At 59.6% G+C, this 14,505-nt stretch carries 14 protein-coding genes; 5 read left to right on the forward strand and 9 right to left on the reverse strand.

The window, feature by feature from the left end; genetic code table 11:
• The first annotated feature begins 6 nt into the window (after positions 1-6).
• Positions 7-477, forward strand: coding sequence for a thioesterase family protein (locus tag ACYCCG_RS15530; protein ID WP_176683575.1), 471 nt, complete (start codon positions 7-9; stop codon positions 475-477).
• 99 nt (positions 478-576) lie between these two features.
• Here ACYCCG_RS15530 and ACYCCG_RS15535 read toward each other — a convergent pair whose 3' ends face one another.
• Positions 577-2,157 (reverse strand): zinc-dependent metalloprotease family protein, encoded by a 1,581-nt coding sequence (locus ACYCCG_RS15535; RefSeq protein WP_459671040.1) that lies wholly within the window; start codon positions 2,155-2,157, stop codon positions 577-579.
• A 338-nt stretch (positions 2,158-2,495) separates the two neighbouring features.
• On the opposite strand from ACYCCG_RS15535, the gene ACYCCG_RS15540 reads away from it, so the two are divergent.
• Positions 2,496-2,753 carry a hypothetical protein gene (locus tag ACYCCG_RS15540; RefSeq protein ID WP_003255717.1) on the forward strand — a complete coding sequence of 86 codons (258 nt, stop codon included), beginning with the start codon at positions 2,496-2,498 and terminating at the stop codon, positions 2,751-2,753.
• Positions 2,754-2,873: 120 nt separating this feature from the next.
• Here ACYCCG_RS15540 and gbdR read toward each other — a convergent pair whose 3' ends face one another.
• Both gbdR and ACYCCG_RS15550 read right to left on the reverse strand, forming a co-directional pair.
• Positions 2,874-3,980 (reverse strand): choline metabolism transcriptional regulator GbdR, encoded by a 1,107-nt coding sequence (gene gbdR / locus ACYCCG_RS15545; RefSeq protein ID WP_176683577.1) that lies wholly within the window; start codon positions 3,978-3,980, stop codon positions 2,874-2,876.
• 457 nt (positions 3,981-4,437) lie between these two features.
• Positions 4,438-5,814 (reverse strand): L-serine ammonia-lyase, encoded by a 1,377-nt coding sequence (locus ACYCCG_RS15550; protein WP_176683578.1) that lies wholly within the window; start codon positions 5,812-5,814, stop codon positions 4,438-4,440.
• Between the two features lie 453 nt (positions 5,815-6,267).
• On the opposite strand from ACYCCG_RS15550, the gene ACYCCG_RS15555 reads away from it, so the two are divergent.
• The 3 genes from ACYCCG_RS15555 (at position 6,268) to choV (ending at position 9,320) form a co-directional block, all read left to right on the forward strand.
• Positions 6,268-7,215, forward strand: a complete 948-nt coding sequence (locus tag ACYCCG_RS15555; protein WP_176683579.1) for a choline ABC transporter substrate-binding protein — start codon at positions 6,268-6,270, stop codon at positions 7,213-7,215.
• Positions 7,216-7,296: 81 nt separating this feature from the next.
• Complete coding sequence (gene choW / locus ACYCCG_RS15560) at positions 7,297-8,145, forward strand: choline ABC transporter permease subunit (protein ID WP_176683648.1); 849 nt, start codon at positions 7,297-7,299, stop codon at positions 8,143-8,145.
• Positions 8,142-9,320: a choline ABC transporter ATP-binding protein gene (gene choV, locus ACYCCG_RS15565; protein WP_209968686.1), complete on the forward strand. Its 1,179-nt coding sequence runs from the start codon at positions 8,142-8,144 to the stop codon at positions 9,318-9,320. The genes choW and choV overlap by 4 nt, the downstream gene beginning before the upstream one ends.
• A gap of 117 nt (positions 9,321-9,437) precedes the next feature.
• On the opposite strand, the gene hisF is transcribed toward choV, so the two are convergent.
• From hisF to ACYCCG_RS15595, 6 genes are all read right to left on the reverse strand, one after another.
• Positions 9,438-10,208 (reverse strand): imidazole glycerol phosphate synthase subunit HisF, encoded by a 771-nt coding sequence (gene hisF / locus ACYCCG_RS15570; RefSeq protein ID WP_176683581.1) that lies wholly within the window; start codon positions 10,206-10,208, stop codon positions 9,438-9,440.
• Positions 10,209-10,218: 10 nt separating this feature from the next.
• A complete protein-coding gene (hisA, locus tag ACYCCG_RS15575) occupies positions 10,219-10,956 on the reverse strand; it encodes a 1-(5-phosphoribosyl)-5-[(5-phosphoribosylamino)methylideneamino]imidazole-4-carboxamide isomerase (RefSeq protein ID WP_003255731.1) in 738 nt (245 codons plus the stop codon).
• 27 nt (positions 10,957-10,983) lie between these two features.
• Positions 10,984-11,244 (reverse strand): DUF2164 domain-containing protein, encoded by a 261-nt coding sequence (locus tag ACYCCG_RS15580; RefSeq protein ID WP_021782634.1) that lies wholly within the window; start codon positions 11,242-11,244, stop codon positions 10,984-10,986.
• On the reverse strand, positions 11,245-11,883 hold the full coding sequence (gene hisH, locus ACYCCG_RS15585) for an imidazole glycerol phosphate synthase subunit HisH (RefSeq protein ID WP_176683582.1): 639 nt from the start codon (positions 11,881-11,883) through the stop codon (positions 11,245-11,247). It lies immediately after the preceding gene.
• The gene (hisB, locus tag ACYCCG_RS15590; RefSeq protein WP_003255736.1) at positions 11,884-12,477 is read right to left on the reverse strand and encodes an imidazoleglycerol-phosphate dehydratase HisB; all 594 of its coding nucleotides are present in this window, start codon (positions 12,475-12,477) and stop codon (positions 11,884-11,886) included.
• A gap of 185 nt (positions 12,478-12,662) precedes the next feature.
• Positions 12,663-14,324 carry an OFA family MFS transporter gene (locus tag ACYCCG_RS15595; protein WP_021782632.1) on the reverse strand — a complete coding sequence of 554 codons (1,662 nt, stop codon included), beginning with the start codon at positions 14,322-14,324 and terminating at the stop codon, positions 12,663-12,665.
• Positions 14,325-14,505: the final 181 nt, after the last annotated feature.

Genomic DNA, 14,505 nt, shown 5'->3' on the forward strand with positions numbered 1-14,505 from the left:
GCCACGATGCCCGCTCTGATCACCTACCGCACCACGGTCCAGGAGGACTGGGTCGATTACAACGGGCACCTGCGCGATGCCTTCTACCTGCTGATCTTCAGCTACGCGACCGATGCCCTGATGGAGCGCATTGGCCTGGACGCCGACAGCCGCGGGCAAAGCGGTAATTCACTGTTCACGCTGGAGGCGCATATCAATTATTTGCACGAGGTGAAGCTGGGTACCGAGGTGTGGGTGCAGACGCAGATCATCGGCTTTGATCGCAAGCGTCTTCACGTGTATCACAGCCTGCACCGGGCAGGGTTCGACGAGGTGCTGGCGGCGAGCGAACAGATGTTACTGCACGTGGACCTGGCGGGGCCGCAGTCAGCGCCTTTTGGGCACACGACTGTTTGCCAATTGAACCACTTGGTAGAGCAACAGGAGGGGGCGCCGGCGCCGCAATACATCGGGCGCACCCTAAAACTTCCTTCTTGAATGATCAGGGAGCCGGCGCCAAGGTCTCCATAGATACGAAGCACCCTGGCGCCTTCACTCGCAACTATCAGACAGAACAGAAGCGGACAACCATGACGATCACTCGTATGACACTCTATAGACTGGCCCTATCAGCCTTCTTGTAAATTTGAACCCTTCTGGTTTACCACCGCCAGAATGTACACTCGTGATCAGGAAATCCCCAGAAAAGTTACTTCCCGTATAGCAGCTCTTTACCGTGTATAGAATGTTGGCGAAGCATAATTTTCTCGGAGTCGAACCACTGTAGAAGTCTTTTACCTGAACCCGTACGGGATCGACATCATTATCCCTGCATTCGGTATACCATGAGAGCAGGGCTTGTTCACCCGGCCTCAAGTCAATGAAGCAACCCCGGTTCGACCCGTACAACCACAAACGAACGGGATGGGCAGGGTCCGGATAAAAATTGGCAACAGTGTCCCGATTTTCATTGAAAGTCCGCGCCACATCATTTTTATCTACCGTACCCATAGGAGCCCCTTGATACTGCAACCGCGGGTTTGAATGATAGGGAATGGCGCCATGCGACGTTCGCATCTGCGTATGAAAATTTGGCGCTGTATGCTTGTAGCCATAAGCGTAAGGGGGTAGGGACTCACCTGGATCCTCATCGTTATGAGAGGCCCCCATGTTATGTCCTAATTCGTGGCCTAACGCACCAAAGCAACTAAAGGACGAGAAAGCGGTCTCCTTGGACGCTGGCGTTTTCGCTATACCACAGTAAATACTAAATGTCGAAAGCATTGATACCAGATCGGCGCGCCATTTTTCACGTTCAATGTGGATTTTAGCCCCTAACGGTCTATCAGCTATCATATCGTTGAGCTGAGTCTGTGGAGACTTGCCTGTCTCATCGTAGTCAGAATCGTAAATTCCAGACAGCTCGTACACGGCATCGACTTTGCTATTGATCAAGTATTGGTTGGCGTTCTGTAAAGCTTGAACCAATTCGATCTTGTAACTCGGAAACATGGCCCTCGACTGCTGCGTTGTAACGAATAGCACCCTAATAGTGCTTTTTGGCGACTGAGACGTACTGAGTGACCTATTTTTTGCCTGCGCTTGCACAGGAACAGCTATCGGCGCTGCTTCTGGTGGTAATTTTGATTCATCAACCTTGACCAAGACTTGCTGGCCTTTGCCAACCGCCGTTAACCGGTAGAGCTGCCCATCCACCCGAATATCCCCAACGACCAGGTTGCCGTCGCTCACCAACGAAACCCAGTTGAGCGGATCCATATCGATTTCCGCGGGTGAGGGGTAGAGTTGTCTGCGATTGGAAGGCATATCGCCAACCCATCCTAGCATTCCCGAAGCAACACTATCGCTTCTTGACAACTTGAAACTCACCGTTCGGCCGTCAGTCAGAGGCATTGATAGAATCGCCGTATCTTTCGATACAAGCCCAGGCTTGACCTGCACTTCTTTAACTTCAGCGTCTTCTGCCACACTCAACAAAAGCTTCAAATACTGGTCAGTACCCGATTGCCGCTCAAGGGCGGCGAGGTTCTGGTCTGGCTTGATCTGAAACAGCGTATCCGCCGAACTGTCGAGATAGTTTTTAGGGTCCGAATCTGTGCATCCTGCAAAAAGAAACACAGCACCAAGCAAGCAGAATTTCAATTGTTTCCGGTTCATGTTCATGCTCCAGATATCGGAGCTTTACTGGACCACGGGCATCGATTCCCAACAACTGACATAAATAACAGTTGCAAAAAAATAACCCCGGAAAGCCGTGAGCTACCGGGGCCAAGAGCGAGCAACATCCACTGCGTGTGAGCGAGGGTGACCAAACCCTCTGTACCGTGAATGGCTTCAGTGTGCGTGCTTGCCTGGCAGGGGATTTAGTCGTAAACGACCTGTTCTTAGCCAAAGCAGCCATGGCGACATTCTGTCCTTGCGAGGCTGTCGCGCACGTCACAGAATCGGTCGTAAATCACAGCAGCACTCTCTTAGCGATAAAAGGGACAACAGCCATGATGCATGCGGATTTGATTGATCAGGACGACCTCGCCGGCCATTTGCGCGCGCGCGGTTTCGATATTCCTGCCGGGGCCAGTGCCGAACAGGCGTGTGAAGCGGTGGTTCGTGGGCTGACCGAGCCCAATGCGCGGGCGCTGAAGGGGATGGTGGAGCAGATGTACACCGGTAGTGCGACGATCCTGCCTGCGGTGCGCCAAGCCATCGACAAGCAACTGTTGCCAGCGTTGGCGCAGTTCAACAAACGCGCGTAATTCTTTTACCCAGGCCCGGCCCCTTCGCGGGACAAGCCCGCCCCCACAGATCACCGCTGGCTCAAGCTCAGCGGGTGACCTGTGGGGGCGGGCTTGTCCCGCGAAAAAGTCGACTCGGTATCAGAGCCTTACACTGGCAAATGTCGACTCGTTGCGCGCTTGGCTCAGGGCCGCCATCGGCCCGCTGTGCGGCGACAGGGTCATGGCCTGCGGAATCGGCATCATGGCCACCTGCTGCGCGGTGTTGGAGCCCACGCGCTCGTCACGCGGCGGAATGCCAAAGTACTCGCGATAGCACTTGGAGAAGTGCGGGGTCGACACGAAGCCGCACACCGATGCCACTTCGATGATCGACATCGGCGTCTGCTTCAGCAACTGCCGCGCACGGATCAGGCGCAACTTCAGGTAGTAGCGCGACGGCGAGCAGTGCAGGTACTTCTGGAACAGGCGCTCCAGCTGGCGTCGCGAAACCGACACATACACCGCCAGTTCGTCCAGGTCGATCGGTTCCTCCAGATTGGCCTCCATCAGCGCGACGATTTCCTGCAACTTCGGCTGGTTGGTGCCAAGCATGTGCTTGAGCGGCACACGCTGGTGGTCCTGCTCGTTGCGAATACGCTCGTAGACGAACATCTCGGAGATCGCCGCCGACAGCTCGCGGCCGTGATCACGGCTGATCAGGTGCAGCATCATGTCCAGCGGCGCGGTGCCACCGGAGCTGGTGAAGCGGTTGCGGTCAAGGGTGAACAGACGGGTGCTCATGTTCACCCGCGGGAAGGCTTCCTGCATTGCGGCCAGGCATTCCCAGTGCACGCTGCAATCGAAGCCATCGAGCAGGCCAGCGCAGGCCAGTGCCCAACTGCCGGTGCACACGGCGCCCAACCTGCGCGACTGACGGGCCTGGGCTTGCAACCAGGTGACGTGCTCACGGGTGACGGAACGCTGGATGCCAACACCACCACAGACAATCACGGTGTCGATGGGCGGAGCATTGCTGATTGCGGCATCCGGTGTGATTTGCAGGCCATCGCTGGCCCACACCTGACCGCCATCGACCGTCAGCGTGTGCCAGCGATACAGCTCGCGGCCAGACAGCTGGTTGGCCATACGCAGCGGCTCGACTGCCGAGGCCAGGGAAATCAGGGTGAAATTGTCCAATAGAAGAAACCCGATGGACTGGGGTGTTGTGCGGTTCTGGGTTGGATTCCCGGAGTTGTACGACGTCATCGCGATTTCTCCTCACACAAATGCAGGGTGTGCCTCAGGCGGGCACTTACTTCTTGTTATGACCCCTCGGTCATTTTCCGGGGGTAGGCTTGCCAATCTCAACGCAAACGCCGTGCCTAAACTTGAACGGCCATCCAAAAAAACCTGAAAACGACGCCTTTATTGGGCATTTCAAGTACTTGCAACGTGTTGGCCAATCGTCCAGAACAGGCGAGCTAGCGCATTGCCTGTAACGGTTGAGCAGTTTAGTGACACGCGCCGCGTGGGTTTCCCAGAAGCGACACCCTTAAGTGTCACCGACAACGCCAACACTGATCGCGACATCCGACGAACGGTAGACGGGGCGCTCATCACTGCACCATAAAGAGGCATTGGCGGTTGTGTTGCACCCGCATCAGCCTCCAGTGCGTCTTCGCGGGCAAGCCCGCGAAGATGCCCTGGAGATCAGATCTGCAAATCAGCACTCGATAGCGCTGACCGCCAGGCCGCCGCGCGAGGTCTCTTTGTACTTGTCGTGCATATCGGCCCCGGTATCACGCATGGTGCGAATTACCTGGTCGAGGGAGATGAAGTGCTCACCATCACCACGCAACGCCATCTGCACCGCGTTGATGGCCTTCACCGCAGCAATTGCGTTGCGCTCGATGCAGGGCACTTGCACCAACCCGCCAACCGGGTCGCAGGTCAGGCCAAGGTTGTGTTCCAGGGCAATTTCAGCGGCGTTCTCAACCTGTGGCGGGGTGGCACCAAGCACTTCGGCAAGACCCGCTGCTGCCATCGCGCAGGCCGAGCCGACTTCCCCCTGGCAGCCCACTTCGGCACCAGAGATCGAGGCGTTCTTCTTGCACAGGATGCCCACGGCGGCGGCGGCCAGGAAGTAATCGACAACGCTGGATTCATCAACCGCATCGCTGAATCGCATGTAGTAATGCAGCACCGCCGGGATGATACCCGCCGCGCCGTTGGTAGGCGCGGTCACCATGCGCCCACCGGCGGCGTTTTCTTCATTGACCGCCAAGGCGAACAGGTTGACCCATTCCATGGCACTCATGGTCGAGCCGATCACGTTGGGCTTGCCGATTTCCTGCAGGCTGCGGTGCAGCTTGGCGGCGCGGCGGCGCACGTTAAGCCCGCCGGGTAGCGTGCCCTCGTACTTGAGGCCGTTGTTGACGCATTCCTGCATGGCCTCCCAGAGCTTGTGCAGGCCAGCGCGAATTTCTTCCTCGCTGCGCCAGACCTTCTCGTTGGCCATCATCAATTGCGACACGCTGAGGTCGTTTTGCTTGCACAGGCGCAGCAGTTCGGCGGCGCTGTTGAAGTCGTACGGCAGCACCGTCTGGTCAGCATCCAGCACACCGCTGGCGGCTTGGGCTGCATCGACCACAAAGCCGCCGCCCACGGAGTAATAGGTGTCGCGGTGCAACTCGCCCTGCTCGCCTTCGGCAATCAGGGTCATGGCGTTGGGGTGATACGGCAGGTTCTCGTCCAGCAGCAGCATGTCGCGGGCCCAGACGAACTCGATGGGCAAGCGGCTATCCAGTTGCAGGGTGTTGGTTTCGCGCAGGTCGGCGATACGCGGCACGATCTGGGTCGGGTCAATGGCGTCAGGCCACTCGCCCATCAGGCCCATGATGGTGGCGTTGTCGGTGCCATGACCGATACCGGTGGCCGACAGCGAGCCATACAGGCGCACTTCGATCCGTTTTACACGTTCCAGCTCGCCGCGTTCTCGCAGGCCCTGTACGAACAGGGCGCCAGCACGCATGGGGCCGACGGTGTGGGAGCTGGAGGGCCCGACACCGATCTTGAACAGGTCGAACACGCTGATGGCCATTGTCGAATCACCTCTTGCTGGGCTTGTCTCTGCGCGCCATGCGCAGGGCGGGGTAGCTGCTAGGCTCAAACAGCGGGCCGCCTTGAATGCCAGCATCATCGGGCTTTTACCGCCCACCTCGCCGTCTGCAACCGACGTACTTTTGTCCAGCAGCGCCGCACTGTTTTCAGCCAAGGCACTGTGCCCACCACGCCGTTTTCCAGCGGCCTGGTGACGCAAAAATGCGTGTGAGGGGGTGGAAAAATCCATAAGCGACATCGCCCATACTGGATACGACCCGTTCCGTACTGGATACGACCCCACCAGTAGGCGATTGCCCGGCGCTGGAGGATTATCGAAAGCGACTCGTAAAGCACGGCCACGCATCCTGCCCTCTGCAGGCCTGGTCGACCGGACCCTCAGAAAGCCCGGCGACCCACGCGAACCCGAAGACAATATCTCAGGAGTCCATCCATGAAAGGTTCACCCTCGCTGTTGCTGGTTGCGCTGCTGTCCGCGCCATTGCTGGCCCAGGCAGCCGAACCCGAGCAGTGTCAGACTGTACGCTTCTCCGATGTCGGCTGGACCGACATCACAGTCACGACCGCGACCACCAGCGTTGTGCTCGAAGCCCTGGGTTACAAGACCCACACCACCATGATCTCGGTACCGGTGACCTACAAGTCGCTGGCCACCGGCAAGGACCTGGACGTGTTTCTCGGCAACTGGATGCCGACCATGGAAAACGACATCAAGCAGTACCGCGATGCCGGCACGGTAGAAACCGTGCGCGCCAACCTGGAAAACGCCAAGTACACCCTGGCAGTCCCCCAGGCGCTGTATGACAAGGGCCTGAAGGATTTCAGCGACATCCCCAAGTTCAAGAAGGAACTGAACGGCAAGATCTACGGCATAGAACCTGGTAACGACGGCAACCGCACCATCCAGAGCATGATCGACAAGAACGCCTTTGGCTTGAAGGACGCCGGTTTCAAGATCGTGCAGTCCAGCGAGGCGGGCATGCTGTCGCAGGTTGACCGCGCGCAGAAACGCGGCGAGGCAATGGTGTTCCTGGGCTGGGAACCACACCCGATGAACACCCGCTTCAAGATGCAGTACCTGACCGGCGGGGACGAATTCTTCGGCCCTGACTTCGGCAAGGCCACCGTGCTGACGAACACCCGCAAGGGGTATACGCAGGAATGCAGCAACGTTGGCCAACTGCTTAAAAACCTGTCGTTCGAGCTCAAGGATGAAAGCACCATGATGGGCTATGTCCTGGACGACAAGATGAAACCCGAAGCCGCCGCCAGGAAATGGATCAAGGACAACCCAGGCAAGCTGGATGCCTGGCTGGCCGGCGTTACCACCTTTGATGGCAAACCCGGCCTGGAGGCGGCCAAGGCCAAGCTTACGCAATAACGAACTACGCAGTAGCGCTACCTCGGGGCAGGACCGTGCCTGCCTCGGGTTGATTTCAATCTATGCAGGTGGAAGCTCGCTATCATGCTTATCGATCAGAAAATACCCTTGGGCCAGTACATCGCGTCGTTCGTCGAATGGCTGACCCAGCATGGCGCGAATTACTTCGACGCCATCGCGCAAGGCCTGGAGTTCATGATCTACGGGGTCACCAATACCCTTACCTGGTTCAACCCGCTCGTTCTCATCGCCCTGTTCGCCGCCCTGGCGCACCTGATCCAGCGCAAGTGGGCGCTGACCGCGTTCGTTGCCCTGTCGTTCCTGCTGATCCTCAACCTGGGTTACTGGCAGGAAACCATGGAAACCCTGGCGCAGGTCACCTTCGCCACGGTGGTGTGTGTGTTGATCGGCGTGCCACTGGGCATCCTCGCCGCGCACAAACCGATGTTCTATACCGCCATGCGCCCAGTGCTCGACCTGATGCAGACGGTACCCACCTTCGTTTACCTGATCCCTACCCTGACCCTGTTCGGCCTGGGCGTGGTACCGGGGCTGATCTCCACCGTGGTGTTCGCCATTGCCGCGCCCATCCGCCTGACCTACCTGGGTATCTGCGACGTGCCGCAAGAATTGATGGACGCCGGCAAGGCCTTTGGCTGCTCGCGTCGCCAGCTTCTTACCCGTATCGAACTGCCGCACGCGATGCCAAGCATCGCCGCCGGTGTCACTCAATGCATCATGCTGTCGCTGTCGATGGTGGTAATTGCCGCTCTGGTCGGCGCTGACGGCCTGGGCAAACCTGTGGTCAACGCACTGAACACCGCCGATATCTCCTTGGGCTTCGAAGCGGGCCTGGCGATCGTGCTGCTGGCAATCATGCTCGACCGTATCTGCAAGCAACCGGAACTGCCGGTAAGGGGTGAGGCATGAGCATCATTCGTTTCGAAGACGTCGACGTCATCTTCTCCAACAAGCCGCGCGAGGCACTGTCGCTGCTGGACCAAGGCCAGACCCGCGAGCAGATCCTCAAGCAGACCGGCCTGGTGGTGGGTGTCGAGAAGGCCAATCTCGATATCAACAAAGGCGAGATCTGCGTGCTGATGGGCTTGTCCGGCTCGGGCAAGTCGAGCCTGCTGCGCTGCATCAACGGCCTCAACACCGTCAGCCGCGGCAAGTTGTTCGTCGAGCACGAAGGCAAGCACATCGACATTGCCAACTGCTCCGCGGCCGAGCTGAAGATGATGCGTACCAAGCGCATTGCCATGGTGTTCCAGAAATTTGCCCTGATGCCCTGGCTGACGGTGCGCGAGAACATCAGCTTTGGCCTGGAAATGCAGGGTCGTCCGGAAAAGGAACGGCGCAAGCTGGTCGACGAGAAGCTCGAGCTGGTGGGCCTGACCCAGTGGCGCAACAAGAGGCCGGATGAGCTTTCTGGCGGCATGCAACAGCGCGTGGGCCTGGCCCGGGCGCTGGCGATGGATGCCGACATCTTGCTGATGGACGAACCGTTCTCGGCCCTGGATCCACTGATCCGCCAAGGCCTGCAAGATGAGCTGCTTGGCCTGCAGGCCAAGTTGAGCAAAACCATCGTGTTCGTCAGCCACGACCTGGACGAGGCGCTGAAACTGGGTACCCGCATTGCGATCATGAAAGACGGGCGGATCATCCAGTACAGCAAGCCGGAGGAGATCGTGCTGAACCCGGCCGACGAATACGTGCGCACCTTCGTCGCCCATACCAACCCGCTGAACGTGCTGTGCGGCCGCAGCCTGATGCGCAGCCTGGACAACTGCAAACGGGTCAATGGCTCGGTGTGCCTGGATCCAGGTATCGATTCGTGGCTGGACCTTGGCGAAGGCGGCGCGCTCAAGCGTGCACGCCAGGGCCAGAACGGTCTGGACATGCAGAAATGGGCACCGGGGCAAGACGTGGAGCTGCTGGAACGCAGGCCGACCGTGGTGCACGCCGACATCGGCATGCGTGATGCGCTGCAGATTCGTTATCAAACCGGCAACAAGCTGGTGTTGCAGGATAACGACAAGGTAGTGGGGATTCTCGGGGATACCGAGCTTTACCACGCGCTGCTCGGCAAGACCCTCGGCTGAGGCAGTTGGGGCCGCTTCGCGGCCCTTCGCGGGCACGCCCGCTCCCACAGGTTTGCTGAGATCTCTGTGGGAGCGGGCGTGCCCGCGAAGGGCTGCAAAGCAGCCCCGATCAATGGATCAGCGAACGACAATCCCGCGCGAAGCCATGTAGGCCTTGGCCTCAGGCACGGTGTATTCGCCAAAGTGGAAGATGCTGGCTGCCAGCACCGCGCTGGCGTGCCCTTCCAGAATGCCGTCTGCCAGGTGCTGCAGGTTACCCACACCCCCCGAGGCAATCACCGGAATGCCCAGCGCATCACTGATAGCGCGGGTGACCCCTAGGTCGAAGCCGTTCTTCATGCCGTCCTGGTCCATGCTGGTCAGCAGGATCTCGCCAGCGCCCAGGCCTTCCATCTTCTTCGCCCACTCGACTGCATCCAGCCCGGTCGGCTTGCGCCCGCCGTGAGTGAAAATCTCCCAGCGCGGCACTTCACCTGGCCCGGACACTTTCTTGGCATCGATGGCGACAACGATGCACTGCGAACCGAATCGGTCCGCCGCCTCGCCGACAAACTCTGGGTTGAACACCGCGGCGGTGTTGATCGAGACCTTGTCGGCACCGGCGTTGAGCAGGTTGCGGATGTCCTGCACGGTACGCACGCCACCCCCTACCGTCAGCGGGATGAACACCTGGCTGGCCATGCGCTCGACGGTATGCAGTGTGGTGTCGCGGCCATCGACGCTGGCGGTGATGTCGAGAAAGGTGATTTCGTCGGCACCTTGCTCGTCGTAGCGACGGGCGATTTCCACCGGGTCGCCGGCGTCACGGATGTTCTCGAACTTGACGCCCTTGACCACCCGGCCGTTGTCCACGTCCAGGCAAGGGATAATGCGCTTGGCCAGTGCCATGGTTCAGTCCTCAGCCTTGGTAGTTGTCACAGAAGGCCTGGGCCTCAGCGACATCCAGGGTGCCTTCGTAGATGGCACGGCCAGTGATGGCGCCGATGATGCCCGGGGCCTTGGCGTCCAGCAGGGCCTTGATGTCGCCCAGGTTGTGAATGCCACCCGAGGCGATCACCGGGATACGGGTGGCTTCAGCCAGTGCCTTGGTGAAGGGCACGTTGCAGCCCTGCATCATGCCGTCCTTGGCGATGTCGGTGTAGACGATCGCCGAGACGCCATCGGCCTCGAAACGCTTGGCCAGGTCGATGACCTGCACCGAGCTGACTTCGGCCCAACCGTCGGTGGCGACGAAGCCGTCCTTGGCGTCCAGGCCGACGATGACCTTGCCCGGGAAGGCTTTGCACGCTTCAGCGACGAACTCGGGCTGCTTGACGGCCTTGGTGCCGATGATCACGTAGCTGACGCCAGCCTTGACGTAGTGTTCGATGGTTTCCAGCGAACGGATACCGCCGCCGATCTGGATCGGCAGGTTCGGGTAGCGTTTGGCGATGGCGGTAACCACTTCACCATTGACCGGCTGGCCTTCGAAGGCGCCGTTGAGGTCGACCAGGTGCAGGCGGCGGCAACCACCCTCGACCCACTTGGCAGCCATGCTCACCGGGTCGTCGGAAAATACCGTAGAGTCTTCCATGCGGCCCTGGCGCAGGCGCACGCAAGCACCGTCCTTCAGATCGATAGCGGGGATAATCAGCATCTTGGGAACCTGTCTATTTGTTGGGTTTCAGGGCTTCTCGAGTGCCCACAGGTCGCTTTCGATGCTCTCGAACCGCTCCTTGAGGTGCAGCTGAACATCGGCAATCGCCCTGTTGTAGTAATGGGGTGCAATCTCTTTGCTGAACAGCTCGAGGACCTCGGCCACCTCGAATGACCCCAACTGCAGTTCGAAGCGGTCTTCGAGGAAGCGCTTCAAGGTGTCGAGCGCTTCGCGCTCCTGCTCGGGGGCAAGGGTGATGCTCGGGGCCTTGGTCTTCGACCTGCTCATTTACCAGCGTCCGTCCCAGGCAATGAAGTTCTGCAGCAGCTGCAGGCCATGGGTATGGCTCTTCTCCGGGTGGAACTGCACGGCAAAACGCGAACCGTCGGCCAGCGCTGCGGCAAAGTCGACGCCATAGTGACCGCGCCCCACCACCTGGCCCGGTTTGCCGGCATTGATGTAGTAGCTGTGCACGAAGTAAAAACGTGCGCGGTCAGGGATGTCGTGCCACAGCGGGTGGTCGATGGTCTGGGCGACTTCGTTCCAGCCCATGTGCGGCACCTTAAGGTGCTCGCCGTCTTCTTGCAGGTCTTTGCCGAAAAAACGCACCTGGCCAGGGAACAGGCCGATGCAGTCGACGCCGGTGTTTTCCTCACTGTGCTCGAGCAGCGCCTGCATACCGACGCAGATGCCGAGGAACGGGCGGTCCTGGCTGACTTCGCGCACCAGGCTGTCGAAGCCCAGGCGGCGGATCTCGGCCATGCAGTCGCGAATCGCGCCCACGCCCGGGAACACCACACGGTCGGCTTCGCGGATCACTGAGGCATCGCTGGTAACCAGCACTTTACCGGCACCTACGTGCTCAAGTGCCTTGGCCACCGAGTGCAGGTTACCCATGCCATAGTCGATTACGGCTACCGTTTGCATTTACAGGCACCCTTTGGTGGAAGGCATCTGCCCGGCCATACGCTCGTCGAGGGTGATGGCCATGCGCAGGGCGCGGCCGAAAGCCTTGAATACGGTTTCGATCTGGTGGTGGGTGTTGTGACCACGCAGGTTGTCGATGTGCAGGGTTACCAGGGCGTGGTTGACGAAGCCCTGGAAAAACTCCTGGAACAGGTCGACATCGAAGCCGCCAACGCTGGCACGGGTATACGGCACATGCATCTGCAGGCCTGGGCGGCCAGAGAAGTCGATGACCACGCGTGACAGCGCTTCGTCCAGCGGCACGTAGGCGTGGCCGTAGCGGAAGATACCTTTCTTGTCACCGATGGCTTGGGCGAATGCCATGCCCAGGGTGATGCCGACGTCTTCGACGGTATGGTGATCGTCGATATGCGTGTCACCCTTGCACTCGATATCCAGATCGATCAGCCCATGGCGGGCGATCTGGTCCAGCATGTGTTCAAGGAAGGGCACACCGATATCGAATCGGGCCTTGCCACTGCCATCGAGGTTGATCGAGCACTTGACCTGGGTTTCCAGGGTATTGCGCTCGACGGAAGCCTTACGTTCAACCATCACCAGCTCCGCAAAATCATTGGGCGAAAAGGGGTTCATTATAGGCCCAGAACGCGCCAGCTTGAAACGCGGATGACATATGGCAAAGCCAGGATTTATGCGGACTGGATACCGCTACAGGTCTATACAACCACAACGGCCCGCTCCTGCATCTGCGAAAGGGGCGCAACGCGCGCCCCTGCTGATCAATGGAACAGCACAGCGGTCTTTTGCAAGGTCACCCAGACACCCCAGGCCAACGGCACAACCACCACCGCCCAAGCCAGCAGCACCAGTGGCAGGCTGCCTGGCGCCGCTTTCCACTCCAGCGACCGCGCCCCATCGGCGCCCTTGTCATGGCTCAACGCGCGCTCGGCCGCCAGTTCGGCATCACTCATGAAGTGCTTGTCGGCCACCGGGCGCACCAGCATGTTGCAGATAAAGCCCAGCACCAGCAGACCCGCGAGAATGTACAAGGTCATGTCATAAGCCGCTGCCCGCTCCACACCTGCCGCCAGTTGATACTCGCGCAGGTAGGTGATCAGCACCGGCCCCAGCACCCCCGCTGCCGCCCAAGCGGTCAGCAGGCGACCATGGATGGCACCCACCATCTGCGTGCCGAACAGGTCAGCCAGGTAGGCCGGCACCGTTGCAAAGCCACCGCCATACATCGACAGAATGATGCAGAACGCGGCCACGAAAAGTGCCACGTTGCCCAGGTGCCCCATGTTCGGCACCAGGCTGTACAAGCCCACACCCAAGGCGAAGAAGGCAAAGTAGGTGTTCTTGCGGCCTATGTAGTCGGAGAACGATGCCCAGAAGAACCGGCCGCCAATGTTGAACAGGCTCAGCAGGCCGGTAAAGCCGGCGGCGATCGCGGCAATTTGCGCCAACTGCGCAGTGCTCAGCTGGCTGAAGGTCAGTTCGTTGCCCAGTAATTTACCGGCGAACACTTCCTGCAGCAGCGGCGAAGCCATACCGATAATGCCGATGCCCGCCGACACGTTCAGGCACAGCACCAGCCAGATCAGTGCGAACTGCGGAGTCTTCCAGGCCACACTGACGTGCACGTGGCGGTCGGTGACCATGGCGTTACTGGCATTCTTCAACGGTGCAGCCCAACCTTCAGGCTTCCAGCCGGTCGGAGGTACGCGATACGCCAGTGCGCCAGCGGTCATGAACACGAAGTAGATCGCCGCCATGGCGACAAAACTCTGCCATACGCCAACTTCGTGCTCATTGCCAAAATGCCCCATAAGCGCGGTGGCCAGCGGCGCCCCTACCATGGCCCCGCCGCCGAAGCCCATGATCGCCATACCGGTGGCCATGCCGCGTTTGTCCGGGAACCACTTGATCAAGGTCGATACCGGCGAGATGTAGCCCAGGCCCAGGCCGATACCGCCGATTACGCCGGAGCCAAGCCACATCAGCCACAGCTGATGGGTTTTCACACCTATCGCCGAAAGCAGCATGCCACCGCACCAGCACAAGGCCGAGACCAGGCCAGCCTTGCGCGGGCCGGCGTGCTCCAGCCAACCGCCCAGCACCGCCGCCGAGCAGCCGAGGAATACGAAGAACAGGGTGTAGATCCAGCTCAGCATCGAGATTGGCCAGTCGCATTCGGCGCTGAACATTCGGGCCATGAAGCCCATGTCTGCCGCACAGGCGACGGGGGCGGTGATCCCAAGGGCTTGCGACAAAGGCAGCCAGAATACCGAAAAGCCGTAGGCCATACCGATGCACAGATGAATGGCCAGGGCGGCTGGCGGAACCAGCCAGCGGTTGAAGCCTGGGCGGGCGATTATGCGTTCCTTCGACAGAAAGCCTGGCGCACTGGCCGAGGTTCCCGTCGCGACAGTACTGGTCATGGATCTGATCCTTGTTATTGGGAGGGTGCTCGCGAAGCGGCGCAAGGGTAGCAGCATCAAGCAGCATGAAAGCAATCTGCCATCGTTCAATTTTGCCTGACTGAAACGGTCATGTTCCCGGCACCCGCTCAATACTAGGCTGTCGAAAGCCGTACGATCTGATACAGGCGTAGGAATTTCC

The organism is Pseudomonas sp. VEM90, from assembly GCF_054611535.1.

Coding starts and splice junctions, on each gene's coding strand:
- ACYCCG_RS15530 (WP_176683575.1), top strand. CDS start 7: ATGCCCGCTCTGATCACCTACCGCACCACGGTCCAGGAGGACTGGGTC.
- ACYCCG_RS15535 (WP_459671040.1), bottom strand. CDS start 2,157: ATGAACCGGAAACAATTGAAATTCTGCTTGCTTGGTGCTGTGTTTCTT.
- ACYCCG_RS15540 (WP_003255717.1), top strand. CDS start 2,496: ATGATGCATGCGGATTTGATTGATCAGGACGACCTCGCCGGCCATTTG.
- gbdR (WP_176683577.1), bottom strand. CDS start 3,980: ATGACGTCGTACAACTCCGGGAATCCAACCCAGAACCGCACAACACCC.
- ACYCCG_RS15550 (WP_176683578.1), bottom strand. CDS start 5,814: ATGGCCATCAGCGTGTTCGACCTGTTCAAGATCGGTGTCGGGCCCTCC.
- ACYCCG_RS15555 (WP_176683579.1), top strand. CDS start 6,268: ATGAAAGGTTCACCCTCGCTGTTGCTGGTTGCGCTGCTGTCCGCGCCA.
- choV (WP_209968686.1), top strand. CDS start 8,142: ATGAGCATCATTCGTTTCGAAGACGTCGACGTCATCTTCTCCAACAAG.
- hisF (WP_176683581.1), bottom strand. CDS start 10,208: ATGGCACTGGCCAAGCGCATTATCCCTTGCCTGGACGTGGACAACGGC.
- hisA (WP_003255731.1), bottom strand. CDS start 10,956: ATGCTGATTATCCCCGCTATCGATCTGAAGGACGGTGCTTGCGTGCGC.
- ACYCCG_RS15580 (WP_021782634.1), bottom strand. CDS start 11,244: ATGAGCAGGTCGAAGACCAAGGCCCCGAGCATCACCCTTGCCCCCGAG.
- hisH (WP_176683582.1), bottom strand. CDS start 11,883: ATGCAAACGGTAGCCGTAATCGACTATGGCATGGGTAACCTGCACTCG.
- hisB (WP_003255736.1), bottom strand. CDS start 12,477: ATGGTTGAACGTAAGGCTTCCGTCGAGCGCAATACCCTGGAAACCCAG.
- ACYCCG_RS15595 (WP_021782632.1), bottom strand. CDS start 14,324: ATGACCAGTACTGTCGCGACGGGAACCTCGGCCAGTGCGCCAGGCTTT.